This window comes from Hungatella sp. SB206 (assembly GCF_051132295.1).
GTDB lineage: Bacteria > Bacillota > Clostridia > Lachnospirales > Lachnospiraceae > Hungatella > Hungatella effluvii.
This window is the reverse complement of sequence record NZ_CP096603.1, coordinates 3,797,841-3,823,654: the sequence shown is the minus strand read 5'-3', so window position 1 is coordinate 3,823,654 and position 25,814 is coordinate 3,797,841. Positions and strand designations below refer to the sequence as shown.

Here is a 25,814-nt window from a genome sequence, read left to right as displayed (position 1 = left end):
TGAGATGCATAGGACAGGAGGCAAAGAGCACAGGGGAAAGAATATCCATTCAGCCCCCTGTGCTTTTTTTGACAAAATATTTACTTTTTCCATGTGGATGGTGCAAACAGCAGAAGCATCGGGAAAACCTCCAGACGTCCGGCCAGCATATCGAACATCATCACCCATTTCGACATGACCGAGAAGCCGGAGAAATTGCCGGTGGGACCGACAGCGCCGAGTCCCGGTCCGATGTTGTTGAAGGTTGCCGCCACAGCTGTGAAATTCGTTGTAAAATCAAAATTATCGAGGCTGACGATCACGGTCGAGAGAACGAAAATCACAAGGTAAGCCACCAGAAATGTATTGATGGACCGGATGACCTGATGCTCGACCGGTTTGCTTTCGATCTTTATAATCTTGACACTCCTCGGATGAAGCAGGGAAAATAACTCCTTTTTCACCGATTTAAGCAGAATAATGACCCTGGATACCTTGAGGCCGCCGCCCGTACTTCCGGCGCAGGCGCCGATAAACATCAATACGACGAGCAGGCCCTTGGAGAATTCCGGCCATTTGTCAAAATCTACCGTGGAGAAGCCGGTGGTCGTGATGATGGATGCTACCTGGAACGCCGCATGGTGGAAGGCCGCAAAGATGCTGGTAAAACTTCCGCGGATATTGAGGGTGATGAGAAGAACGGTCACGCCGATAATTCCCAGATAAGCCCTCGCCTCCTCGCAGCGAAGCGCGTCCTTTGGATGGTGAATCAGGAATAAGTAATACACGTTAAAATTAATGCCAAAGAGTATCATGAACACGGTGATGACTCCCTGAAGATAATAGCTGTCATAGAAGGCAATGCTGCTGTTTTTGATGCCGAAACCACCGGTACCGGCCGTACCGAAGCTGGTTGCCAGCGAATCGAACAGCGGCATGCCGCCGACAAGCAGGAGGACGACCTCCACCACTGTCATGAAGAAATAGATTCCGTAGAGAATCTTGGCGGTAGATTTTACCTTTGGAACCAGCTTGCCTACAGATGGCCCCGGGCTCTCCGCTTTCATGAGGTACATGTTATAACCGCCTGCCAGCGGAAGGATGGCGAGAATAAACACGAGAACGCCCATGCCTCCGATCCAGTGTGTAAAACTTCTCCAGATCAGCATACAGTGGGACAGCCCTTCCACATCCGTTAAAATACTGGCTCCCGTCGTCGTAAAACCGGAGATTACCTCGAACATGGCATCCTCAAACCGGGGAATTTCCCTGCTTAAGTAAAAGGGCAGGGACCCGAAAAAGCTGAGCACAATCCAGCTCATTGCAACAGAGACAAAGCCCTCCTTGGCGAAGAATACCATATTATCCGGTTTCCTGCGTGTCAGAAGAAGACCGGTCGTTCCGCATACCGCCATGACGGCCAGAAACCAGATTCCGCTGCTTTCCCGGTAAATGGCAGCAACCACACATGGAAGCAGCATAAAGATGGCTTCCATATTCATAATCCATCCCAGAAGATAGACGATAATTTTCTTATTCATTTCCTTCGCCTTTTCCTACTTTAGTATATCCTTCAAATCATTTAATCCGGTATTGGTAGTAACGATGATTACACGGTCACCGGTTTCAATAACATCTTTTCCGCGAGGGCTCCGGATCCTTCCATTGCGGTTAATACAGGCAACCAGAAGATTGTCCTTTAAGCGAAGCTTCTCCAGTGGAATGCCGACGATGGCGGGATCGTTCATTACGCGGAATTCCAGCGCCTCAGCGCGGTTAGCCACGATTTTATAGAGCGTCTCCACATTGCTGCCCATGGAATTCTGCATGGCGCGCACATACTGCAGGATGGAATCAGAGGTAATTAACTTGGGATAGATCACACTGCCTAAATTCATGGAGTTAATTACATTTTCAAAAGCTATCTTATTAACTTTTGTGATCAGCTTCGCCTTCGACTGGCTGGCCGCATACAGCGACAGCATGATGTTTTCCTCATCGAATCCGGTCAGGGATGCAAATGCCTCTGTCTGGCGGATGCCCTCTTGTAAAAGCAGCTCCTGATCAGAACCGTCGCCGTGGATAATCATGGCCTTTGGCAGCAGTTCGCTAAGCTCGTTGCAGCGATCGGCGTTCTGTTCGATGATCTTGATCTGAATCTTCGTGTTTTCCAGAAGCTTTGCCACGTAATACGTGATCTTGCCGCCTCCTACAAACATGGCGGTTTTGATGGTATTATTGATGATTCCGGCCTGCTTGAAGAATTCCGTGGATTCTGCGGGAGGCGCGATGATGGAGATCTTGTCTCCCGCCTGCATCTCGAAATCACCGCTGGGGATGATGACCTCCTCTCCCCTCTCCACCGCACAGATCAGGACGGTACAGTGAAGCTTGTCCAGAACGTCACGGACCTTCATGGCATGGAGCTTCGAGTGGTCAGGAACGAGGAATTTTAAAATCTCGATACGGCCCTTGGCGAAGGTATCGATCTTGATGGCCGACGGAAAACGAAGCAGTCTGGAGATCTCCATGGCCGCAGCCATCTCCGGATTGATGGCCATGGAAAGCCCCAGTTCCTCCCGGATATAACGCGTCTCCGAGCTGTATTCCGGATTCCGGATTCTCGCGATTGTATGACAGTTACCTGCTTTTTTTGCAATCAGACAGCAGAGCATATTTAACTCGTCTGAATTGGTGGTGGCGATGAGTAAATCTGTTTCCTGAATTCCCGCCTCCATCTGAACCTTATAAACCGCACCATTTCCCACGACACCCATGACGTCGATCCGCTCAGTGATAGCGCTTAGAACAGCTGTGTTCTTATCAATGATCGTGATGTCATGATGTTCGTTGTTCAACTGTTCGGCCAGGGTAGTTCCTACCTTCCCACACCCGACAATTATGATTTTCATGTGTCTGCCTTCCCTTTTATAAGCGCGGCCTGTTCATGGAACGGCCTGCGTATTTTTTTCCTGGTGACTTCCACCAGATTCAGTTTTGTAATTTCCACAACGGATGTCTTAACCGGATCCTTTGCCAGAATCCGGGACAATACGGATAAGAGCTCCCGCTGGTCCTCTTCTGTCTCCATATCGATGAAATCGATGATGATGATTCCGGATAAGTTGCGCAGCCGCAGCTGGCGGGCGATTTCCACGGCCGCCTCTGTGTTGATCTTCATAATCGTGTCATGGAGATTCTTTTTGCCGGAGTACTTCCCGGTGTTGACGTCGATTACGCAGAGCGCCTCCGTAGGCTCGATGACGAGATAGCCGCCGGATTTCAGCCATACCCGTTTGCCCAGCGCTTCATTCATGGATTTTTCCACTTTATAAAGCTTGGACAGAGGCAGCAGGGCATCGTCATATAATGTCAGCTTCTGCAAATCTTCCGGCTGAAAGCATTTGAGATAAGCCTGAATGACCTCGTAAATATCGGTCTCATCCGTTACGATCGCTCCCAGAGAACCGTGAAAGCTGTCACGGATATCGGTCAGATACGACGGAGGGGTCTGGTATAAGAGACTGTAGCATGTCCGGTGTAGGGCGTCCTCCATAACTCTGCGGTATAATACCTTTAAGCTCTTAAGCTCTTCCAGAATCGCATTAAAAGAGGCTTCCGGCGCATTTGTTCTCACAATTATACCGAAATCCTCTTCTTTTTCTGCTTCCAGAATGGGTTTGATCTGTTTCTTCCACTCCAGATCCGACAGCTTTGAGGAGAAACCCAGCTGCCGTTTACCGGCCGTCAGGACGATGTAGCGCCCTGTGAAGTTTAAATTGCCGGTAAGGACGGGTGCCTTTGTCTTGACTGCGTCCCGGTCAACCTGTACGACGATTTCATCGCCGGCCCTCAGCTTGCCATCCGGACTGGCTGCGGAGGCATGATGAATATAGCTGTCCGCAAGGCTTAAATATCCCATACAGCCGTCTCCGATCTCGACGAAGGCCGCCCCTATGTTCTTAACGATGTTCTTTACTTTACCAATATAAATGCTGCCGAGATTGGAACGCTCTTCTTCCGGTTCGAGGTTCAGGGACACGGTATCACCGTCTGACTGAACCATCGTAAGGATTGCTCCGTTCCATCTCGTAATAATGAGCTTATTCAACTTCTTCACCTATAAGTCCCAAAGGCACCAGGTTTCTGTCTTCTTCATCACCGGTATTGCCGTAGACCTCTTCCCGCTGTATTAAAAAGGCGAATTCCGGGCAGGACTCGCCCCGCCACCGGTCATACGTCTCCATGATCAGCTCCGGCTTTAAGTTGTCCTGGCTTCCGGCGGAAACCTTCATGAAGATATGGTCTCCTTCTGTGGTAAGCTCGTAGATGGCTGGCTTTAAATCCATCTCCCGCTCACCCTTTTTCGTCTTTTTCACTGCGAGAATCTGATCCTGCTGATAAAATTCCTTCAGGCCTGCAAAAAAGGCTTCCAGATTCTCCGGCACTTTTCCTTCGCGGAACGTAAGCGTATAGTCCGCGGCGGCCACAATGGACATGGCATTTTTCGCATTGTCCTCCAGTTTATGGCACTCCAGAACTTCAATTCCTTCCACCATAACCGCATTCAACTGTTTCACCATGGTTTCGCAGCTGTTCATGGAATTCACCTCAATGTCCATGTACTCTCCGTTGCTCGTCAGGCCGAGTCCAAGGGGAGCCGCAAAGGACATGATCTGGTGGGGGCTGAAGCCCTCGCTGTATTTGATATCAATGCCGGCGCGCCGCATGGCCTTCTGAAAATACCGCATGACATCGAGATGACCGATAAATTTAACGGGGCCCTGCTTCGAGAACTTAATTCTTACTTTCATAGCAGACACCTCCTCCAAAACGCATCCCACCGCAGGCAGAACATCTCTGTCGGCAGTTCGGCGTTAATTTTTCATCAATGGCGTTCAGCCACTCTCTCTTTAAGAATTCTTTGGAAACACCCGCGTCGATGAAATCCCATGGGAAAACTTCGTCCAGGCTTCGCTCTCTCGTTGTATAGAAATCCACGGAAAGTCCGCAGGTCTCAAAGGCCTTCATCCAAATTCGGTTGTCGAAGTATTCGGACCAGGAGTCGTAGATGGCACCGTTTTTATAGGCTTCTTCGATCAGAGCTCCGGTCTTTCTGTCGCCGCGTGCCAGAACTCCTTCCAATACGGTTAAATCCGCCTCGTGGTAATTGTACTTAAGGCTCTTCTGGTTCTTCATCTGCCGGAACTTGTCCTTGACGATGTAAGCCCTTTCGATAAACTCTTCTTTCGTACACATGCGGGCCCACTGGAATGGGGTAAACGGCTTTGGTACGAAGAACGAAGAACTGGCCACTACGTTGACCTTACCGTTTCTCTGTTCCTTCGGTATCTCATAGTAGATTTCTGCCACCTTCTCAGAGAGTTCGGCAATGCCTTCCATGTCCTCCTTCGTCTCCGTCGGAAGACCCAGCATAAAGTAAAGCTTCACACGGTTCCAGCCGCCGTGAAAGGCGTCGTTCGCGCCCTGTAAGATTACTTCTTCTGTCAGTCCCTTGTTGATTACGTCGCGGAGTCTCTGAGAGCCGGCTTCCGGGGCAAAGGTCAGACTGCTCTTCTTCACATCCTGCACCTTGCTCATGACGTCTAAGGAAAATGCGTCGATTCTGAGGGATGGCAGGGATATGTTCACGCCCTGTCCTTTGAATTCATCGATCAGGAAATTCACAAGCCCTTCCAGGTACGTGTAATCACTGGAGCTTAAGGAACTCAGGGAAATCTCCTCGTGTCCCGTGCTTTTCAGCATCTTATAGGCGTAATCTTTTAAATATTCGAGGCTGTGCTCGCGCAGCGGACGGTATACGTTGCCGGCCTGGCAGAAACGGCATCCGCGGATGCAGCCCCTCTGGATCTCTAAAACCACGCGGTCCTGAGTCGCTTTGATAAAAGGAACCACGGGAGTCTCGATATAGTATGCGTCGTCCATGTTCACCACCAGCTGCTTGGTGATGGTCTCCTTCGCATGGATGTTATTGGGGCGGAAGCTTTTTATGGTTCCGTCCTCATGGTATTCCACATCGTAAAAGGCCGGTACATAGATGCCTGGGATCTCGGCGGCCTGTTCCAGAAATTCACGGCGGCTCCTGCCCTGTTTCTTATTTTCTTTATAGCGGTCCATCAGTTCGAAATAAACCGTCTCTCCCTCACCGATATAGAACATGTCGAAGAAATCGGCCAGGGGCTCCGGATTATAGGCACAGGGGCCGCCTCCGATGACGATGGGATCACTCTCTGTCCGGTCCGCCGCGTGAAGCGGAATCTGTGCCAGATCCAGAACCTGCAGAATGTTCGTGTATGACATCTCATACTGAAGCGTGATTCCAAAGAAATCAAAATCTCTGACAGGGTCCTGCGATTCCAGGGCGAACAGCGGAATCTTTTTTTCCCGCATGATCTTATCTAAATCGGTCCATGGAGAATAGACACGTTCGCAGTAGATGTCTTCCCGACGGTTGAACATATCGTAGAGAATCTGCATGCCGAGATGCGACATACCGATTTCGTACACATCAGGGAAGCACATGGCAAAGCGAATGTCCACTTTTTTAGGGTCCTTATTTACCGTATTTACCTCGCCCCCGATGTAGCGGGCTGGTTGTTGAATACTTAGTAATATTTCATCATTTAAAGCTAGTTTTCTCATGATTTTTCCTTGTTTATTGTGCTGTTTGCACAGTATTTTTGATTTATAGTAAAGGCCTGTTTGAATCGAAAAGAACTTGGATTTGCGTCCTTATTTGCTCTTTTTTGCTCTTTTTTTCACCCCTTTTTGAAGAAAATCAGGCCTTTTTTTGAAAAAAACAACAGATTTATTTAATCTCAACTACGTAACACTAGATAAAACAATACGCCACAATGCATAATTATAAGGCATTTCACGGTATTAAGCAACACCATTCGGCAGAACATAATCAAGAAAGGACTGTGAAAATGCACAATCAATGATCTGAGGTTCATCTGACGGAAGGATCTCGTCAATAAAACTGTCATGCTCCGAAATCCTCTGGTAAACCAAGCATCTCCTCGACAACAAATTCCGGGATGGCGCTTTTTCGTTCACCAGCATGAGATTTGGAGAAACAGTTGTTTGACTGTTCAGAAAAAGAGGTGCTGTATAGCTGACTTATGCCGGCTATACAACACCTCTTACATACATTTCAATGGAGGAGTGAGCTATGCTGTGGTTCCTGATAGCATTTCATTACATCTTCAATCGAATCATAAAATACCTTTCCTGAAAACTGCCATACTCATGGTATTTTGGACACATTCTGTTACAAAGGTCCCGGTATGTTCAGAAACCTGTAGTTAGTTGTTATCGTACTCTCAAATTACTTCCTACCTGAAGGTTATAGATATCCACTCCAGGATTGAGGGCCAGTAGGTCTTCTACCTTGCAGCCGTACTGCTTACTGATCTGATTCAGTGTATCGCCTTTCCTGACCGTGTGCGTTGTTCCATTTCCTGTTCCCACGGTCCCCACTCCTACGGTTCCCTGTACCGGAAGCAGCACATAGGTCTCCTTCACTCCCATGCGTTTTCCTGCCGGTATATCAATCGTTACGTTTCCGTTTGCATCCACGGGATAGATACCTTCTGAAACCGCACGGAGTGCTCCCGTAGTCTGGTCAAACCGGTACAACGCAACCGTGGAACAGGCTGTGATCGCCGTCTGGTTCGTTGCCGGAACCGTGAGCTTCGCTGAGGAAAGAAGGGTTCCGTCCGCCGTAAGGGAAATCACAAGGCCATTTTCCTGGCCCACCGCCGTCACGGTCGGCTTCACAGGCTCCGCTATGGGATCGCTCGACTGTACCGGCGCCGTATGGATGCCCAGATTCAAATCGGTGGACTGACCCGCCGCGTTTCTCATGGACTGGCCGTCTAAGGACCAGACAGCTTTTACTGCCATGGTATCGTCCCCCACGGTCACTGTCACTGTTTTTCCAGTCTGCCTTGCCGCGTCCACGGTTTCTTTTTCCACGGTAACGCCTACTGTCCCTACCGCCGGATTGTTCTCCACGGACTTCGGTATGATGACCTCCATACGCACGGCGCTTACATCCGCTTTCTGAAGCTCGCTCCTTACCGTATCCTGGGGAACTGCCACCAGGATGTCCATTGGACTTGCAGCCGTGGCCCCGGCTGCAAGTGCTGCGCTGTTAATGGCCGCCCCGTCCGGTTTTACCATGACGACAGCGCTTCCCTGGTCTGCCGAGGTTGTGATATTGTCTGTGGTTACGGTTGTGGCACTCCCGGCCGTATTGCCGGCTGCATCTTTTGTTACCTGGGTTGTCACTGTAGTAGTCTTTCCACTGCTGTCCTTTGACGTGGTTTGGGTCGTTGAGGTGCTGCTTCCATTTTCCCCGGCCGTTGTGGTCGTGGTCGTGGACGGTGCGGTGGAGGAACTGCCGCCCGAAGATGAGCTGCCTCCCGGGGACGAACCGCCGCCGTTAATTCGGTCAAAAATCACGGAAATGCTGTGATCCGCAGTTACGTTTTCAAACGTGTAGGTTGTCACGCTGCCTTGATATGCGCCATCCACGGTGACTTTTGAAATCCTGTGCCCGCTATCCGGCGTAATGGTAAAGGTCCGGCTTTCGCCCTCGTTTACGTTAACCGCTCCGCTTGGGGAAATGGTTCCGCCGTCATTTGCTGATGCGGTGATGGTGTGTGTGACTACCGGTGCAGGAGGAGTCTCTGTAACGGTGACGGTGGCCGTGCCGCTCTTACTGGTATCCACGGTGGAGACAGCCTTGACGGTCAGGGTGTCTGCCATCTCGTCGGAAGCCACGGTCAGCCGGCCGTCAATGCTAATCGCCGTGCCGCTTGTATGGCTGCCGTCAATGCTCCAGGTCACGGTCTGGGCAGGATTGTTCATGCCGGTAACCGTTACATGAAACTGCTGGGTAGTTCCTTTCTGTACGCTGGGTGCTGCCGGGGTTACAGTCACACCGGTCACCGTGGGCGCAGGCTCAGCAATCGGGATAGAAAACCCCTTAGTATCATTTCCTTTGCTGTTTTCCGCCTTAACTGTAAATGCCCCGGTTCCCGCTGTGGTTGGAGTGCCGCTGATAATGCCGGTACCGGTATCCAGATTCAGGCCGTCCGGCAGGCTGCCATTGCTGACGCTCCATGTAATCGGCGTAGTGCCGTCGGCCGTCAAGGTATGGCTGTACGCCGTCCCCACGGTGCCGCCCGGAAGTGTCTGGGTGGTAATGGCAGGCGCTGTGCCGCCGGGTGGCTGTACCGTTACTGTAACGGTGTAGTTCTGGGTGGTTCCGTTCTCCGCCGTCACGGTGTAGGTGACGGGGGTGGTGAAGTTCTGCGCCGTGCCGCTTGCCGGGCTGACGCCTGCTTTGTCGCTGACCGTGATAGTCGGAGTCAGGCTGGTCACGTCTGTTCCGGTTGGCATGGTGACCTGGACGGTGTGTTCCTGCTGATTGATAACCGTATTGCCCACCTGACCCGCAATTGTGAACGCCGTGATCTGCTTGGCGTCGGTGGACCTGGGCAGCGCCAGCTGCACCACGTTGTTCTCGCCGTTTTGGATGACGTAAGCATCCTTGTCGCTCTTGAAACAGCCCGAATAGTCCTTGCTGTTCGTCCCGGTGATGGAAACGGGACTATTTTTCGCGGGCGTTTCCCTCATAGTGATGCCGATGGGTGTGGCAGGTGCAAAGCGGTTCCCCACTGTGATGAAAGCTCCGGTTCCTAAACTAAGATTGCTGGCAATCTGTCCTGTCCCTGCCACGTTGTCGGAAATGACGGGAGCACCGGATAGTGTCAGTGACGATCCGCTTTGGGCACTGACGAACATGACCCCACCCCCGCTCTCATTGTTTGCCCTGTTATGGGAGATCACGCCCCCGGAGATGGTCAGACTGCTCATAGAGAACACGCTGCCGTAATCGCCCCGGTTGTAGAGGATAGAACCGCCGTGCATGAAAAAGGTTCCTCCTGCGTTTTTCACGCCGCCGCACATGGCGTCGCTCCTGCCGTTCCCGGCGATGGTTCCGCCATAGAGATGCAGCGTGCCCCCAAAAAGAACAATGCCCTCCTCAGATGCCCCGGTGATCACGCCGCCTGAAACGGCTACGTCCTCGTACGTCACCTTGCTGGTAATAGTATGGCTGCTTTGACTGCTGTCGCAGTCGCAGAGATTCAGCGTTCCCGCCTCAATCCTTAAGACTCTCGTCTGACCCGTGTAACCGGTATAGGCCAGTTTGTAGCCGTTCAGGCACAGGTTGACTGTCGGCTCGGATTCTCCCTGGATAGAAATACCGTCGTCCAATGCTACATCCGCCGCCAGATAGTAGTTTCCGGCGGGGAGATTATAGTAACTTGAGATTTTGCTCACCGCCACGCCATCGATATAGAGCTGTCCATCCCGGCTGGTCAGGGCCTTGTCAAAGGTCACCTGCGTCCCCTCCGTGGCGGAGCAGTCCACGCTCATGGCGTGGGTGTGGGCGGGGACGATAACCGTTTCTCTCACCTTGATGGTATTGTCATTGCCGTCAAAGTACGCCTCGTTCCCCTCGGCCCCATCGCCCACCAGCTTAATTTTCGCCAGGTCAGTGTCTACCGCGTCGGTAGCGATGGTGGGGGTGGAGGTAACGTCGTAGCCTGCCGGAAGCTGCACATTGACGCTGGCGCCCTCCGCCAAGTCGCTGCCGATAACGAAGCTGGCCGCGCCGGTTTTAACTTCGGTGGGGCTGCCGCCGTTAATCATGATGCCTTTACCGGTACCGCCAATCTTCACACCGCCTCCTATGGTGATACTGGAACCCGCTCCCACAGTAGCGCTGTTGCCATTGTCATCCGAGGTGTCATGATAGCCTTCATCGTAGGTTATGCTGCCGCTCTGATAGACGCTTCCCTTCACCTCTGCATTACCGGATATCGAAACAATACTGCTCCCTCCCACATTAGCAGAGCTATTTCCATTCCTTGCTATACCGCCGCCCCAAATCTCATTTCCAATCGTTCCGCCTGTTATTTCTAGATTTGTATTTCCACCTACCTGGGCAGTAGAATTTGTCCAGGCCCGTCCACCTGCATGGACATAATTACGCACAGCGCCGCCTGATATCTTAATGTTGGTGTCACCGGTTACGTTGGCCGTTACTTCTTGATCCCTTGTATAGCCGCCGCCATAGATGCTGGATACCTTTCCGCCGGTCATACTAATCTTTGTACTCGCAACCGTCTGATGGAGACTGCCACCATAAATTGCCACCCGAGACAGGTCATTTCCTGCGCTGGTGCCGTCATAAGTGGTTTCGCTCCCGTCGGGGTCAAAGATGACATCGGTGTCGTCGAGCTGGCCGATGGTACCCTTGTCGATGTAGACCACGGTGTAGTCCGCGTTCTCACTGCCCGCCACCAGCAGCAGGGGCACGCCATTGGCATAAAGTATTTTATCATACGTGTCACTATCATCCAGATTGGGCACAGCCCCTGACGGTTCCGGCGCGTCGCCCGGCAGGGTTGGCGCGGCTTCTCCTGCCAATGCATCCAGCGTGGGCAGATAGCTGCCGGGGAGCAGACTGCCGGTTGGGATGGTCCAGATGGTGGTGGCATCCCATCCCGTATTCTGGCTGAATACATCAGACTGGGACACGGTGCCGTCCACAGCCAGGTCTGCGCCGTGTATGCCGTCCGCAGCACCGGTAACCTCCGCCGGAGTATCCGCTTTCCTATAGACTTTCATATCCGTCCGAGCTTTGTTGTTCGTGAGTGTACCATTATTATTATCACCTGTCACACGACCTACGGTATTGCCCCCTGTAGTCTCGGTAGTGGCGACCTTCAGTCCCAGGGAAACGCAGTTTTGCATGGTTGCGCTTCTGTTGATGACGCCTGCCACACCGCCCACCTTCTCTGTACCGGTAACATCACCGGTATTGTAGCAGTTTTCCACCGTACCGGCATTGATACTGCCTGCCACGCCGCCGATTGAGTGGGTACTACCGATAACCGAGCCGGTGTTGATGCAGTTTTTCACCATACCGCCAATCCCTTCGCTGTCCATGCTATTGCTGCCCACGATACCGCCGATTGCGTATGAGCTGCCACTGACCGCACCGGTATTCCAACAGGCATTCACCGTCCCACTGTTATCGCCCACTATACCGCCGACATATTGTTCACCGGTGACGGCAGCCTGATTCATACAGTTTTGCACGGTGCCGGCGCTATAGCCTGCCACACCGGCGAAGTATCCGACTGAATCCTCGTTGGCGGAGACGGTACCGGTGACTGTCACATTCTGCACTACGCCGCTGGATTTTATATGGCCGAACAGCCCGCCTCTTTCTTTCACCGTGATATTCAGCGCCACGGTCTTGCCGTTGCCGTCGAAGTGTCCCTGGAATCCGCCCCCCGTCTTTTTGCCGATAGGTGTGGCGAGAGCACCTTCCCCGGTCGGGAAGTCATCGGATAGCTTGACGTATTTGCCTTGAAAGCTGTCAGCCGCATTCGCATAATCATCGGTTCCGTTGACATTGGATGCGAACTTTGCCAGATTTTCATAAGAGCTGATTACATAAGCCGTTTCCGCGCTGGTGCCGTCGCCGCTGGCTGCCCAGGCGGGGGCGGAGGTCTTGGGTTCCGGATGAATCGCACCGGTAATCGTGCCGCCTGACTGGATGAAGTAGTCCGTCAAATTTTCTGAGGTCACGCCGCTCTCGTTGGCAAAGTACACTGCGTAGCCATCGTTTTGCGTGTTTTCCACCGTTCCACCGGTAATCTCCAAAACGGTCTTGGGATCCGTGGTGGGAACCTTATATAGGTATATCGTCTGTTTCTCCGTGCTGCTGCTAGTTACTTTGGCTGTACCGCCGACCGTAATCTTACCGCTGTCGAAATTCCCAATTGCATAACTACTATTGTTTGTGGCGGAGACGGTACCTCCCGTTACGGTTACGTTTCCGGTATTCGGATTTGAAATTACAATCTTTTGATACCCGGACGTGGAGATCGTTCCGCCTTCAATCCTTACGTCACCGCTGCCCGTATTTGAAATCACAGCGCCGTTTTGGCCAGAATCAGAGATTGTTCCCCCCTTAACTGTCAGCGTTCCGCTGCCTCCATTCAGGATCAGAGTAGCACTGGAAGTATTAACCATAGATATTTCTCCGCTTCCCTCCACCCATAAGGAGGCAGTCCCCGCTAATTGAATTGCGGCACCGCCGCCGCTCGCTTGTGAGCTAGGGAAGCTAAGCTTCTTATTATCCAGATTCAGCGTAAGGTCTTTGTCTGAAATCGTCACTTTGGACGAATCCGTGATATCCTGCAGCAACTTTAAGGTGTCGCCGGTTGCCGCATTGCTGATGGCGTCCCCCAGCGAGGCATAGTTACCCTTTGACTCACCATTACTTCCGATGACCTCTACGTAATCTCCTGCTAACGGCATGTACTCCCCCAGCCGCTGGGCCAAACTATTCAGCGCCGCCAGCTTCTCCGCCCGCGCCTCGGTAATCCGCTCCATGGCGGCCCCGTCCTCTGACAGGGCCAAAAGCTGCTCCCACAGGGCGGAAACTTCTGCCAGCTTGCCTCTCGTCTCGGTCACCCAGGAGTCAAATTCTGGGGCGGCATCGCCGGGGGCATTTTCATAAAGCTCATCCAGCGTGGGCAGGGCGTCGATGGCGGCACATAAAGCGTCGATTTCGTCCGGAACCGCTGCTGCTTCCTCCACAGTGACCGCAATCACAGGCCATTCCACGCCCTGGGCAGGAATGTACCCGGCCGCAGCCGCGGTGAAGGTAAACTCGCCCGCTTCTCCCTCATAAAGCACGTCCGGCTCCCAGGTCACGCCCTCAATCACCACTGGCTTAGGATCCTCATCCCCGGTCTGCGCCGTGGCAGAAAGGGTATTCGGCAGCGCTAGCTCTTCAAGGGGCGTCCCGGCCTTGACCGTCTGGTTTCTCACTGCTTCGTCCAGTTCGTCAAAGGACGTGACGGTCCTATCTTCTATGGCATCAGGCTGCACCAGTTCCGGCTTGGTTTCTCCCGGTAGAGGAAGATTGTCCCCGCCGTCCTGATCCGGGGTACCGTACTGGCTGCAGACATAGCCGCAGGGTGTGCCTGCCTCGCCCTCCTCATAACCGCAGTCCTCATCATGCTCCCCTCTCTCATGAGGACAATCCAGTTCGTAGCAGTCCTGGGTATGCTTATGGCCTGCGTCGCTGTCCGATGCCGTCAAATCCTCGTCCTCGATGAAGCCGCAAATCAGCTTGTCCGTATAACATTCTTCCGTGTGATTGCCCCCCAGGGGGCCTTCTCTGTCGGCTCCACCGCCATTCCCCTTGTGTTCACACGGATGCCCCGGTTCGGCCACCCGATACCCGCATTCCTCAGTGTGTTCCGGGTGGTGTTCGCACAAGCCGGTCTCCGCCTCCCGATCCAGCGCTGCTGCAAATACCGGCGCCGGCATCATGGTAAACGCCACGCAAAACGACAGAAGCACCGCCGCCGCTCTTGCCCCGGGACGATGGTATGGTCGGAATATTCCCGCCCTCGGTGTCCTCCGATGTCTTACCTTTGTTTTGCCAAACATAGTATCCTTCCTCCTTCAAATACAAAATTTTAACCCATAAAACAGAAATTGCCCCGTCTGCGGGGTGGTTTTGCAGACGGAACATTTGATATATTCATTATAATATAATTTTGCAGAAAAAGGGCGGATTTCAAAAAATGTTGCCAGCCGTTTACTTTCGGAGGGAAAAAAAACAAATATTTTATGCTATACTGGTGTTATATGAAAGAAACGCCAAAAGTGGAGGTGGTTTATTTGAGAGTACTGATTGTGGATGATGACAGAACTGTTTTAGAAGATAACCGGGAATATTTTGAAAAGATGGGATATGAGACGGTCTGCGTAGAGACGGCAGGAGCCGCAGAGAAGATTATAAACTCCGCCGCGCTGGACTGTGTGATCCTGGATATCGATCTGCCGGATGGAAATGGATTTGATCTGTGCGCCCGTGTCCGGGAGAAGACCGGCCTGCCCATTGTGTTCCTCTCCGGCTACACCGAGGAGCAGAGCCGCATTAAGGGGCTTTCCATCGGCGGCGACGATTATGTCTGCAAGCCGTACAGCTTGGAAGAGCTGGAATTGCGTGTCCGGGCGCGGATCAAATCCGGGCAGAATACCCAGCCGCCAAAACCGTTAGCGTATGGTGCCCTCATGATAGATCCCGGAAATCGCAGCGTTTGCTTTGGAGATTCAACCGCTGACTTCTCTACGTATGAATTTGACGTGCTGTATTTTCTTGCAAGGCATCCCGGAGAGGTGTTTTCCTATGAACAGATTTACTATCAGGTATGGAAGTCGCCTATCAACAAGGGAACCAAGTCCCTCCAGGTCATTATTGGCCGTATCCGTCAAAAGCTCCTGGAGCTTTGCCCCGCCCACGAATATATCCAGACCATCCGGCGCAAAGGGTATCTGTTCGTACCGTAAAATGTATCATTATTTTTGGGGTAAAGAAATACCGGCTGTCACTCTCCAGTGACAGCCGATGGCTTTTCCTTATCGTCTGATATGGTTTCGCAGCTCCCCAAGAAGCCTTTTCCATATCTTAACACATAAAGTGCACCCTGCCCGCAGGGCAAGAGTTACGGGATGCCCTTTCTGGTATGCTTTGGGATACAGGTATAGGGCTGCCCCGCCGATGGAGACTGCTACTGCCGCAAGTCCCGCCACAACCGGGAGCGTGCCCGGTCCCGGCACAGAAGTTTCCGTCTCCGGCTCTGCCAAAACCTCTGCATTTTCCGGCATTTCATCTTTAACGGCTGAAATTTGCCCTGTGCTTTTTGGCGGCTTCGATTCCGGAGCAGACGGCTCACGGGAGGAGGATGATTCCGCTGCGGTGGATGGGCTTTTCGGTTCTTCCCCCACGACCGCGGAAGATACCACGGTTTCATCCGGTGGCATCAATTCTGGCGCCGCGCCCGGACTGGATGTGGGTTCCGGAACAGTAATCGGCGGCGCGGTTTCCGGCTCTGATGTTACCGGAGGCGGTGGAGTCTCCGGCTCTACATCAGGTTCCGGCTGCTTTGGCGGGTCAATGATATCCGTGCCACCGCCCCGGTTGCCGCCGGGTTCCTCGTTCGCTGCAAGGCTGTCTGTCGCAAAGGACAAGACGTTGGAATAGTACACAGTTCCGTTATCATTCCAGCTCAGTCGGATAAAAATTTTCGGACAGCTTTCCCTGTCTTCTTTCTTCACAAACGGGGAAATGGAAAAGGTATTTTTTACAATGGTATCCATCGACTCCTGGTCGAGGAACCAATTCTCCCCGTCAAAGGAATATTCCTGAGCGATGGTGATGGGCAGGCGATTCTCCGGCACGGAGAACTCGCCGGTGAAACGGTAGGAATCTCCATAGCGGCCTTCTATTTTATATACATTTACCTCCAGGAAGGTCAGCGGGAAATCATCATAAATCACCGTACATTCAGGCGCAGCCAACGAAGCCATGTTCTCAAATTCGCCGGACACCGTAAAGCGGCGGCGCAGCATTTGGTCTTCCTCATGCCCCGATAAATCCCAGGTGACAGGAACCGCCTCATATTCGTCTGTAGTTCGGCCCAGGTGATTTATACGGGCCAGGATCACATCGGGCAGCCAGCCTGCGTCAAAGGTTTCCCCCGGTCCCACAACAGTCCGCCCGGTCTCCCACTCCCAGATAAAAGGCCGGTCTGCATAATGGATATCCCCGACGACGGAGCTATTCTCCGTCATAAAGCCGGACTCCTCCTCCTGGAATGCCGCATAGCCTTCCTCCGATTCCAGGGCAAGGCCGAGTATATACGCCGTGCTTCCTTCCGACACGCGCAGTACGCCGTTCTCCCCGCCAATTCCGCAGATTGTAAAAGGACTGCCTGCCAACAGCTCCACAGAGCCATCAGTGGTAATGGAGAATTCTCCCGTGTTGATGGTAATCGCCGGTTTTCTTAGACCATGCACATAGGAAACGTCGCAGAGAGAAATATCATCGGACAACCAAACGGTTCCTCCGCTGTCCTCATGGTCGGACAGCCACTCCAGCAGTTCCTCCGCTGTTGACGCTGTGTCAGGCTCCTGCAGCATAAGTTCCACAGCCTCGGAAGGAGTGGCCGTGATCGGTTCCGCTGCTGTACCCTCATCCGGCGGTTCCGACGTTGCAGCTGATTTCGTGGGCTCGGAGGAATATTCGTCATTGTCGGAATGATCCGGCTGAAGCATTTCCTCTTCCTGGGCGTCGGAGGGCGTGGCTGTGGACGGTTTTGGACTTTCCTCCGCCAGCTCCGTCTCAATCGCAGATTCTATGGAAGTGTCCCCGCTGCCAGGCGGTTCTTCCGTTGCAAAAGCTGTTGGGGTGAGGCATAATGAAAGAAGGACTGCCGCAGTGAATGCAGACATGATCCCTTGATAAAGCGTTTTCATAAAAACTATTCCTTTCCCATGAGGTGACAGAATGGAAAAAAAGAAACCATTAAAAAAAGTAACCCCTGTTGTCATCCTAATGATAGGCGCGGCGTTTTTCGTCCTGGCAGGGCTTATCATCCTATCCCATATTGATAACAAGTATACCGCAAAAACGGAAATGGTACAAGAACATGTAACGCTTCTTCCCGCAGATGGCGCAGCGTTTCTGGTGGACGGGTGGGAACTGTACCCCGACCGTCTGCTTACACCCAATGATTTTTCTGACAGCTCCCCATCCCCGGGGTATACCGTCTGGGCCGGAGAGTATCCGAACCTGTCTTTATTCCATACAGACGGAAATCTCTATGGCACGGCCACTTATCGGCTCCGCATAAAGGGGGCGGGCATGGCGGCTCTGTACCTTCAGGAGCCCCTTTGCGCCGCCCGTGTTTTTGTTGACGGCCAGGATTTGGGCGGACCGGGTGAGGTGGGCGCCGTGGGGAAAATGGACGGCACAGAAATAGAGTCCGGGCACGCGGGCGGCTATCGGCCGCTCATACGGGACACGATATATTTCTTTCCCGTAGACGGCGAGGCGGAGCTGATCATTCAGACGGCAAATTATTCCCACTACTACGGCGGCCTGTGGTTTCCGCCTGCAATTGGAAGTGTGGACAGCGTGGTTCATATGGCTGCCTCCCGCATGGTTTTCTATGGGATTTTCTGCTTTAGTTCCCTGGCGCTGGCCCTATTCTGCGTAGTGCTGTGGTTTGGGCAAAAAGGACAGCGAGACCCGGCGGCGTTCTGGTTCGGTCTTTTATGCCTGACCTTCGCCCTGCGGGTGTGCTATCCGTTCCTTCGCTTATGGGGCGTCCCCTTCGTACGCCCGCTGTATGCGCTGGAGGACGCGGCGGCTCTCTGCGGAGTTTACTGTGCAGTGCGTATTTCCATCTATTTGTTCCTGCCGGATTCGGAGCATCAACGCCTGAACCGGCGGATACCATACGCTGCCGCTGCCCTCTCCCTGGGCATGTGCGGCGTCGGGATTCTGGTTCCCCTGCTGGTGCTGCCCTCCTTTCCCGGCTTCATGCTATGGTACGGGCCGCTGATTTCCGGCTATCAGATCCTGGCCGCCTTCTTTCTGATTGCCGCGGCCGCCTGCGGCTGTGTGCTGGGAAAACCTTATGCTCGCCCGGCCCTTATGGCTGTCACGGCAAACGGCGTATGCCTGCTTTACGGTGCAGTTACGGTGGGACGGTTTGAGCCGGCAATCGGCGGCTGGCCGGAGGAGTACGGCGCATTCTGCATGGTGTTTTCCTTTGCGGCGCTGATGATCTCTCGAAGCCGGACAATGGCAGCGGAAAACCTGCGTTTAACCGAACATCTGCAGGAGGAAGTGGACGAAAAGACCCGTCATTTGACGAAACTCTTAGAGGAGCGCGGTCAGCTCATGGCAGAGCTTGGACACGACATGAAATCCCCCCTCACAGCCCTGTCTAACATGGCTCAGATCATCCGTCTCAATGACATTATGCTGGATGCGGACACACGGGAGAAGATGCAGGGGATTGAGGATAAATGCAGCGTTCTCGCAGACCGGCTCGAATCCATCCAGGAGCTGGCGAGCGAGGCGGGCGCGCTACCGCAGATGGAGCCGCTCTTTTTAAACCGGTTCCTGGCAGACTTTTACCGCAGCAACCAGCCGGTGGTGGAGCTGACCGGTCCGGACTTTTTATGCGAGCTGACGCCCCTGCCCTGTACGGTGAGGGCGGATGGCCGAAAACTGACCCGGGCGTTGGAAAATCTGGTGTTTAACGCAGGGGAATTCACCCCGCCCGATGGGAAGATTGTCCTCTCCCTGGAACGGGATCAGAACTTTGCCCTGATCTGCGTGGCCGACACCGGCTGCGGGATTCCGGGGGCGGCGATTCCCAGGGTCTTCGACCGGTTCTACACGACCCGCGCCGAGGCAGGAGGACAAGGACTGGGCCTTTCCATCACCCGTACCATCGTGCTGGAGCATGGGGGAGAAATCAGCGTAGAATCGACTGTTGGTGAGGGAAGCATTTTTCGGATTAGGCTGCCGCTTATATTGTGAAAATAAAAACTTCATTGTCAATACTGATACGTTTAAAAATTGATTTCCGTTTTACAACCTGACACCACTCCGGTGTCAGGTTGAATCAAAAGACCCGTCATACAAAGAGCTGCGCCTGCCATTTCACCAGTTGGAAAATATTCAGTTCCGTATTTATCTTTAAGTGGATCTGATTATTCAACAAAGTCACACCATTTTCCAGAGAATCAAGATTTTACTATTAACCATTGCAATTATGAACGGCAAACCGTACGAGAAGCCGACGCTTTTTTCATAGGCAGACGATGAGTCCAGGTAATCAGTAAACGAATATAAAGCCAATAAACTTGCGAATAAATCACAGTTTATCGGCTTTATGTATTTATAGCAGATTGATTTAAGAATCTTTTTTGTCTCAGCTTCTTTTGCTGGCTCGTCGGTTACTGATACCATTGTTTTATTACAGTCAACCCAGCCCCTTCCCAATTTATCTCCCTTCACTTCCACAGTGTATTCCCCTTCCGGCAAATCAGGAAGGTAAAAGGTACATTTATCATACTCATTTAGGATTACATGTTCTGGTGTTGTTTCCCCGGAATATATGGTTCCGTCCGGCGTAACTATACTGACTGAGGCCGCGCGGTCTGTTTTCTCCCAGCTGATGGGTGAATTCGTGTGGACCAGGGGAGGCATCATAGTAAATGGTAATACTGCCTCCTGGGTATGGGCATAAGCCGCCGACTTTTCCAACAGCGCGGCCAACACCGTGACAAAGCAGTTCCGGTTGTCCGCCCCGGTCAGTACATCTTTATATGCCAATATCTGAAGTGTTTTCTTTTCCTTTTTCAGCAGTCTGTAGATATAGAAGAACAGGACCATGATTCATGATAAAGCTCAGAATCCCCTGATTATCCGGCTTTGCAGTCTCGTTCTGGACAAACGTTCTGGATGGTTCCACCGTACCAGCGCTTCAGCTCCGACAAGGGCGTTATCCATAATCCGGTATTGTGGCTGCAGCCAGATCTCAAACTGTCCTGTAGTGAGAGCGTTTTCCATACTGTCTGTGATGCTCTGCTCTTCAAGCAGCTGGCTGCGGAGGGCGTCATCATAAACCGCGTAATATATCCCGTACTGTCCTTTAATGCTGCGGGCCGCCAAAAGGGCCCGGTTACACATGGTTTCTACAGGAAGCGTCCGGTCCTCAATTGCGTAGACGCCCCACCACAATTAATACTTGTTTTTTATTCGGTATCATAAAGTATCCTCCCGTCGCTTCTAATTCCCGCTATCTGCGTATGTATTTTTGGATCTCACAGCCAAACAGTTCAAAATCCAGGGGTTTTGGCAGATGGCCGTTCATGCCGGCTGCTTTTGCGTTCTCAATATCCTCCACAAAGGCATCCGCCGTCATGGCCAGAATGGGAACTGTCTTTGCGTCCTCCCTTATAAGGGACCGAATAGCCCTGGCCGCCTCATACCCATTCATGACCGGCATCTGAATATCCATCAGAATCAGGGCATAGTAGCCCAGCTGGCTTTCCCCAAATCGCTGGAGTGCTTCCAATCCATTTTCTGCCACATCAGTCTTTAATCCAAAGCTTCCTAAAAGTTCCAGGGCAATTTCACGATTGATTTCATTATCCTCCACGAGAAGAACCGGAATTCCAGTAAAGTCAAAAGACCTCGGCTCTTTCTGGATAGACGCTTCCCCAAAAAGATACCGGTTCAGGCATTCCATGATGGCAGAACAGTAAAATGGTCTGTTAATAAAGCCACAGATTCCCATAGCCCGTGCTTGTTCTTTTATCTCGGTAACGTCATAAGCGGACAAAAGAAGGGGAACACCGCCATGAGGCGTGTGACAGAATATTTCCGCTTTTTCCATGATTTTGGGTTCCTCCAGTCCGGAACTTAAAATAATGAGGTTATACTCCTTTTCCTCAGAACTTTGACCTGCCCACATATCGGCCGCTTCCAAGAAGCCGGCTGCCTCCGACTGGATTCCCATGGAGTGAAGCATCTGGCTGGCACAATCCCGGACTACAGGATCATCGTCCACCAGGAGGACTCTGACATTCTGAAGGTCCATACCGCTTGTTTCAGCATCCGGCAGGATATCCATGGGAAGATAAACCTGGAACGTTGTTCCCTCTCTTAACTGGCTTTCTACTGTTATATCTCCCGCCAGAAGATCCGTCAGCCTCTTTGAAATTGCCATCCCCAGGCCGCTTCCTTCAATCCGGTCGGTGCGGCTGTCGCTCTCTCGGGTAAACGGCTCAAAAATCTGCTCCAGATATTCCGGCTTCATTCCTCTCCCATTGTCGGAGACCATAAAGCGGAGCATAGCCTTATCTGCCTCATCCGTTTTCCGCATTTCTACTTCTAATACAAGCCGTCCCTCTTCCTGTGTAAACTTTGAGGCATTGGACAGGAGGTTTAACAGAATCTGACGGAGACGAAGCGCGTCACAGCAAAACGTCTCATGGTAAAGCCCCTTTAAATAAACATCGAATTGCTGGTGCCTGGAGCGTATTTCCGGCAGCATGATCATAATGACCTTATTAAGTTCATATGGCAGTGACATCGCCGCCATATGGATTGGGAAGCTCCCATTCTCAATTTTTGACATATCCAGCACGTCATTGATCAACCCAAGAAGATGGCTGCTGGACAGGCGGATCTTCTGGAGGCAGTCCTTTACCCGTTCCTGATCCTCAATATGGGCATTGGCAATCTCTGTCATTCCGGTAATGGCGTTCATGGGAGTACGGATATCATGGCTCATACGGGAAAGAAAGTCGGATTTCGCCGCATTGGCATACTTAGCCGCCTCCAGCGCTTCATTCAGCATATCCGTACGTTCCTCCAGTTTGCGCTGAAGCTCCCTCAGTTCCGTAATATCAGTGATGTCGATAAACATGGTTAAGTACACCGGATCATCGGATACCATATCGATACAGGTGCTGTTGATATGGAACCACCGGTCGCGGCCCTGCTTATCCTTTGCGTGTATAGTGGCCTCTAATGGCTCCCTTCTTCGCAGGGCGGGAATCCGGTTTACAATCAGTTCTCTGCTCTCCTCCGCCAATACGGAAAAAGGATCCCTTGATGTGATGTCCCTGGGACTGACACCAAAAATATCTTCAATCTGCTCGCTGGCGTCAATCATGACAATACTGTGAGGCAGGATACGGTGCTTAATGATGAACCCGGGAATGCTGTCATAAGCAATACTGCGCTCCTTCTGCATCTGCATCAAATCCGTCACATCTATCATCGTAGTGTAGGCAACCTGTTTTCCATCTATATATTCATCCGTTAAAAAGCCTATCGCCTTCGCCCAGACCATGGAGCCGTCGGGCAGCTTTAAGGGCAGGAACGCCTCATAGCTTCTTCCATCGTTTGAGACCATTCCCTGAACCTTCTCATTCAGTATTTTTAATCCTGCTTCATTATCTATAAAATACTCATCACAATGATTGTGAAATCTGGCTTCATACTCTGCCTTAGGATATCCAATCAGCTGGTAATAAAAATCATTGGCCCGAACAACGGTGAAATGTTTGTCCATCAGATGTTTGCTGACGCTGACCGCCATGGCACTCATGAGCATCTCCAGCTCGTTCCTGGTACGGACCAGCTCTGTCACATCGGTCATGACTGTATAGGAGACACGGTACCCGTCTATGTACTCATCCGTAAAAAAGCTGACCAGCTTAACCCAGTAGCCGGAGCCGTCCTCGTATTTCATGGGCACGATGGCCTCATACCAGTCACCGCCGTTCTCCAGCACAGAGGTGACTTTTCCCGTCAGCAGTTCCCAGCCCTCCGGATTGTTCTGATAGAATTCATCGGGATGGTTGTGGAACAGCTCCTCATACCTTGACTTTGAATAACCAATCAGCTTGAAATAGTATTCATTGGCCAGGACACAGGTATAGTGTTCATCAATCAGGTGCTTACTGACGCTGATGTTTAATGCACTCATGAGCATGGCCTGCTCCTGCATCATCTTGTCAAAATCCTGCTTTGTTTCCTCCTGCGCCAGTTTAGCCTGCATCATATCGGTTACATCCACCATGGTTGTGTAGGAGACACGGTACCCATCAATAAACTCATCCGTAAAAACCGCCTGCATCTTTACCCAGAAAGCCTCTTTACCCGGATAGACCATAGGCATGTAAAGGGAGAATCCGTTTTTTCCCTGTTCCAGAGCAGAATTGACTGTTTCGACCAGCTTCTCCCACCCTTCCGGATTGTTGGAGAAATACTCATCACAATGGCTGTGGAACAGTTCTTCGTATTGGGATTTAGGATACCGGATCAGATCATAGTAGTAATCATTGGCCCAGATACATGTATAGTGGCCATCTATCAGATGCTTGCTGACGCTTGCCCCCAAAACACTCATCAGCATACTGTACTCTGCATTCAGCTGATCATAGTTTAAATTAATCTCCATATAGGTATCCTCCAACTATCCTATTTATTATGTCTGGCCACCCTTGTTCATGTTAGCTACTATTTTAGATATTATACTCCTTTCTGCGAAAAAAGACAATAAAATACCCGGATAGTTTAACCGGGCATTGGATAATGTAATATATTATTTTTATTCTTCATCATGTAGAAGCAACAGTCTGATAGAAGGGGAAAGCCGCATATCTTCCGGCTTAATTCCACTCTGTATCAGGAATTCTGTTCCCATGGGGAGCTGCTTCTTTATATAAGATTTGGTAACGGATACACAGTGTTCAATGTCATGTTCCCTTAGCCCCTTAATCATTGAAGCAGTAAATAACTCTCCATTTTGTTCCGTAATTGGCGCTTCTTCCAATGACGCTTTTAACGGATATCCCCATAGGAAAAGACTATAAATAATGCCGTATATCTGACGGATTGCCTGTGAATGGCTGTATTTAACTATAAAAAGCAGATAATGCCATATGGAAATTTCACAGAGTCCAGTACGCTGGTTTTCTTCAAATCTGGCAATCAATCCTTCCCTCTCCGCTTCGTCCAGAGACTGAATAAAACTCTGGGAAACACTTTCGTAAGTATGGAAAAACAGCTCAAAAGACTGGATGAAAAAGGAGAGGTTGCGGCGTACCACGGGGCATGTAAAGTCGGGCCTGCTGCAACGCTCACCGATGGTGAAAACGCGGGTACCCTTTCCGTTGATGGATTTCGCCGCCCCAATCTGGTTCAGCATTCGGATTGTGCGGCGCATGGTGCTGACCGATACCTTATATTTTTCTGCCATCTTTTCATAAGATGGCAGAAATTCTGTATTCCGGTATTCTCCCATATAAATTTCGTGAAGCAGGAGAGACGCCAGGTTATAACAGATTTGCGGGCGATCCCGATAAATCCGCCATGCAAAGGGAATTTGATTTTCAGTTGGCACTTTTCGGATTTGTGGTTGCATATATTTAATCGTTTCACCGATGTAATATCTTTGATATTTAATTAGTGTTTGTTGTAATAAATCCCAGGAGCCGGCTTTAATCAAGGCTACGAGAACCTTAAATTGTTTCTGTCCGATGCGCCTATCATAATGGAATGGTGACCCCGATTTTGAAAAAGGAAAACCCAGAAACAGGGAAATTTCCCAAAAAAGATTCATCAGCAAGGGATTATCTATCTTCTGCAGGGTATAGCAGTAAAACAGGATTATATCATCGGCGTTGGCCCGTTTTGACAGTTTTTCAATATAATTTTTTTCCTGTTCATCCATGCGGCGTAGCCCTTCAATCATAAGCGGCATACAGGCAAGTTCAGCTGCCTCATAGAGATCTTGATAGGCATTCCATCTTTCCGAAAAGAAGTCAATTAAGTTGTTTTGGCGCTCCTGTTCTGTCTGTTTATAGATGACTTTAGTGGACTGACCATTCTTCATGGTAATATAACCTTCTGCCCGCAAGCGCCTAAGAGCAGCCCATATGGTGTGATCTGATACATTGAATTCACGGCATAATACCTCCGCTGTTGGCAGGATGTCACCGTATACATAGTATCCGAATTGCAGCCGTTTAAGAAGATACTCATAAATTAGGTTTGAAAACTGCTGTTCGTATTCCAAAGTATTTTACCTCCCTCGTACTTTTTTATTTTAACAGTTTATGGTGGGAATTACTACCTGTTTTTTATAAGAGGGTAATAAAGTAAAAGAGTATGGAATTGATTAGATACGTATATTGACTGACATATTTACCCAGATATATCCATTGTCCTGGAAGCCCTGAGTGATACTTTTCCAGTAGTTATAACGCTCTTTGGCAACAAGTATCTCTTCGACAACAAATTCCGGGATTGTGCTTTTGCG

12 protein-coding genes and 1 pseudogene are annotated in these 25,814 nt (G+C 51.1%); 2 read left to right on the top strand and 11 right to left on the bottom strand.

What is annotated here, in order from left to right; all coding sequences use genetic code 11:
* Nucleotides 1–80 precede the first annotated feature (80 nt).
* The 6 genes from M1L66_RS16705 to M1L66_RS16680 all read right to left on the bottom strand — a co-directional run bounded on the left by M1L66_RS16705 (nt 81) and on the right by M1L66_RS16680 (nt 14,556).
* Nucleotides 81–1,520 (bottom strand): TrkH family potassium uptake protein, encoded by a 1,440-nt coding sequence (locus tag M1L66_RS16705; protein WP_187022044.1) that lies wholly within the window; start codon nt 1,518–1,520, stop codon nt 81–83.
* A gap of 15 nt (nt 1,521–1,535) precedes the next feature.
* Nucleotides 1,536–2,891: a Trk system potassium transporter TrkA gene (gene trkA / locus M1L66_RS16700; protein WP_187022045.1), complete on the bottom strand. Its 1,356-nt coding sequence runs from the start codon at nt 2,889–2,891 to the stop codon at nt 1,536–1,538.
* Nucleotides 2,888–4,090 carry a ribonuclease E/G gene (locus M1L66_RS16695; protein ID WP_434687194.1) on the bottom strand — a complete coding sequence of 401 codons (1,203 nt, stop codon included), beginning with the start codon at nt 4,088–4,090 and terminating at the stop codon, nt 2,888–2,890. The genes trkA and M1L66_RS16695 overlap by 4 nt, the downstream gene beginning before the upstream one ends.
* Entirely contained in the window at nt 4,083–4,793 is a 711-nt protein-coding gene (locus M1L66_RS16690) for a TIGR03936 family radical SAM-associated protein (RefSeq protein ID WP_434687192.1), read from the bottom strand. Before M1L66_RS16690 ends, M1L66_RS16695 begins: the two co-directional genes overlap by 8 nt.
* Nucleotides 4,777–6,642, bottom strand: a complete 1,866-nt coding sequence (locus tag M1L66_RS16685; RefSeq protein ID WP_187022048.1) for a TIGR03960 family B12-binding radical SAM protein — start codon at nt 6,640–6,642, stop codon at nt 4,777–4,779. The genes M1L66_RS16690 and M1L66_RS16685 overlap by 17 nt, the downstream gene beginning before the upstream one ends.
* 672 nt (nt 6,643–7,314) lie before the next feature.
* A complete protein-coding gene (locus M1L66_RS16680; RefSeq protein WP_434687190.1) occupies nt 7,315–14,556 on the bottom strand; it encodes a DUF5018 domain-containing protein in 7,242 nt (2,413 codons plus the stop codon).
* Between the two features lie 225 nt (nt 14,557–14,781).
* On the opposite strand from M1L66_RS16680, the gene M1L66_RS16675 reads away from it, so the two are divergent.
* The gene (locus M1L66_RS16675; RefSeq protein ID WP_349768924.1) at nt 14,782–15,462 is read left to right on the top strand and encodes a response regulator transcription factor; all 681 of its coding nucleotides are present in this window, start codon (nt 14,782–14,784) and stop codon (nt 15,460–15,462) included.
* Between the two features lie 69 nt (nt 15,463–15,531).
* Here M1L66_RS16675 and M1L66_RS16670 read toward each other — a convergent pair whose 3' ends face one another.
* Nucleotides 15,532–17,430 (bottom strand): hypothetical protein, encoded by a 1,899-nt coding sequence (locus M1L66_RS16670; protein WP_434687188.1) that lies wholly within the window; start codon nt 17,428–17,430, stop codon nt 15,532–15,534.
* 31 nt (nt 17,431–17,461) lie between these two features.
* On the opposite strand from M1L66_RS16670, the gene M1L66_RS16665 reads away from it, so the two are divergent.
* Nucleotides 17,462–19,510, top strand: coding sequence for a sensor histidine kinase (locus M1L66_RS16665; protein WP_434687186.1), 2,049 nt, complete (start codon nt 17,462–17,464; stop codon nt 19,508–19,510).
* Nucleotides 19,511–19,696: 186 nt separating this feature from the next.
* On the opposite strand, the gene M1L66_RS16660 is transcribed toward M1L66_RS16665, so the two are convergent.
* The 4 genes and pseudogenes from M1L66_RS16660 to M1L66_RS16645 all read right to left on the bottom strand — a co-directional run bounded on the left by M1L66_RS16660 (nt 19,697) and on the right by M1L66_RS16645 (nt 25,571).
* Nucleotides 19,697–20,239: a hypothetical protein gene (locus tag M1L66_RS16660; protein ID WP_434687184.1), complete on the bottom strand. Its 543-nt coding sequence runs from the start codon at nt 20,237–20,239 to the stop codon at nt 19,697–19,699.
* A 192-nt stretch (nt 20,240–20,431) separates the two neighbouring features.
* A pseudogene (locus M1L66_RS16655) lies at nt 20,432–20,710 on the bottom strand (diguanylate cyclase); the annotation flags it as partial.
* Nucleotides 20,711–20,774: 64 nt separating this feature from the next.
* Complete coding sequence (locus M1L66_RS16650; protein ID WP_434687182.1) at nt 20,775–23,951, bottom strand: ATP-binding protein; 3,177 nt, start codon at nt 23,949–23,951, stop codon at nt 20,775–20,777.
* A 150-nt stretch (nt 23,952–24,101) separates the two neighbouring features.
* Nucleotides 24,102–25,571, bottom strand: coding sequence for a GntR family transcriptional regulator (locus tag M1L66_RS16645; RefSeq protein ID WP_434687180.1), 1,470 nt, complete (start codon nt 25,569–25,571; stop codon nt 24,102–24,104).
* Between the last annotated feature and the right edge of the window lie 243 nt (nt 25,572–25,814).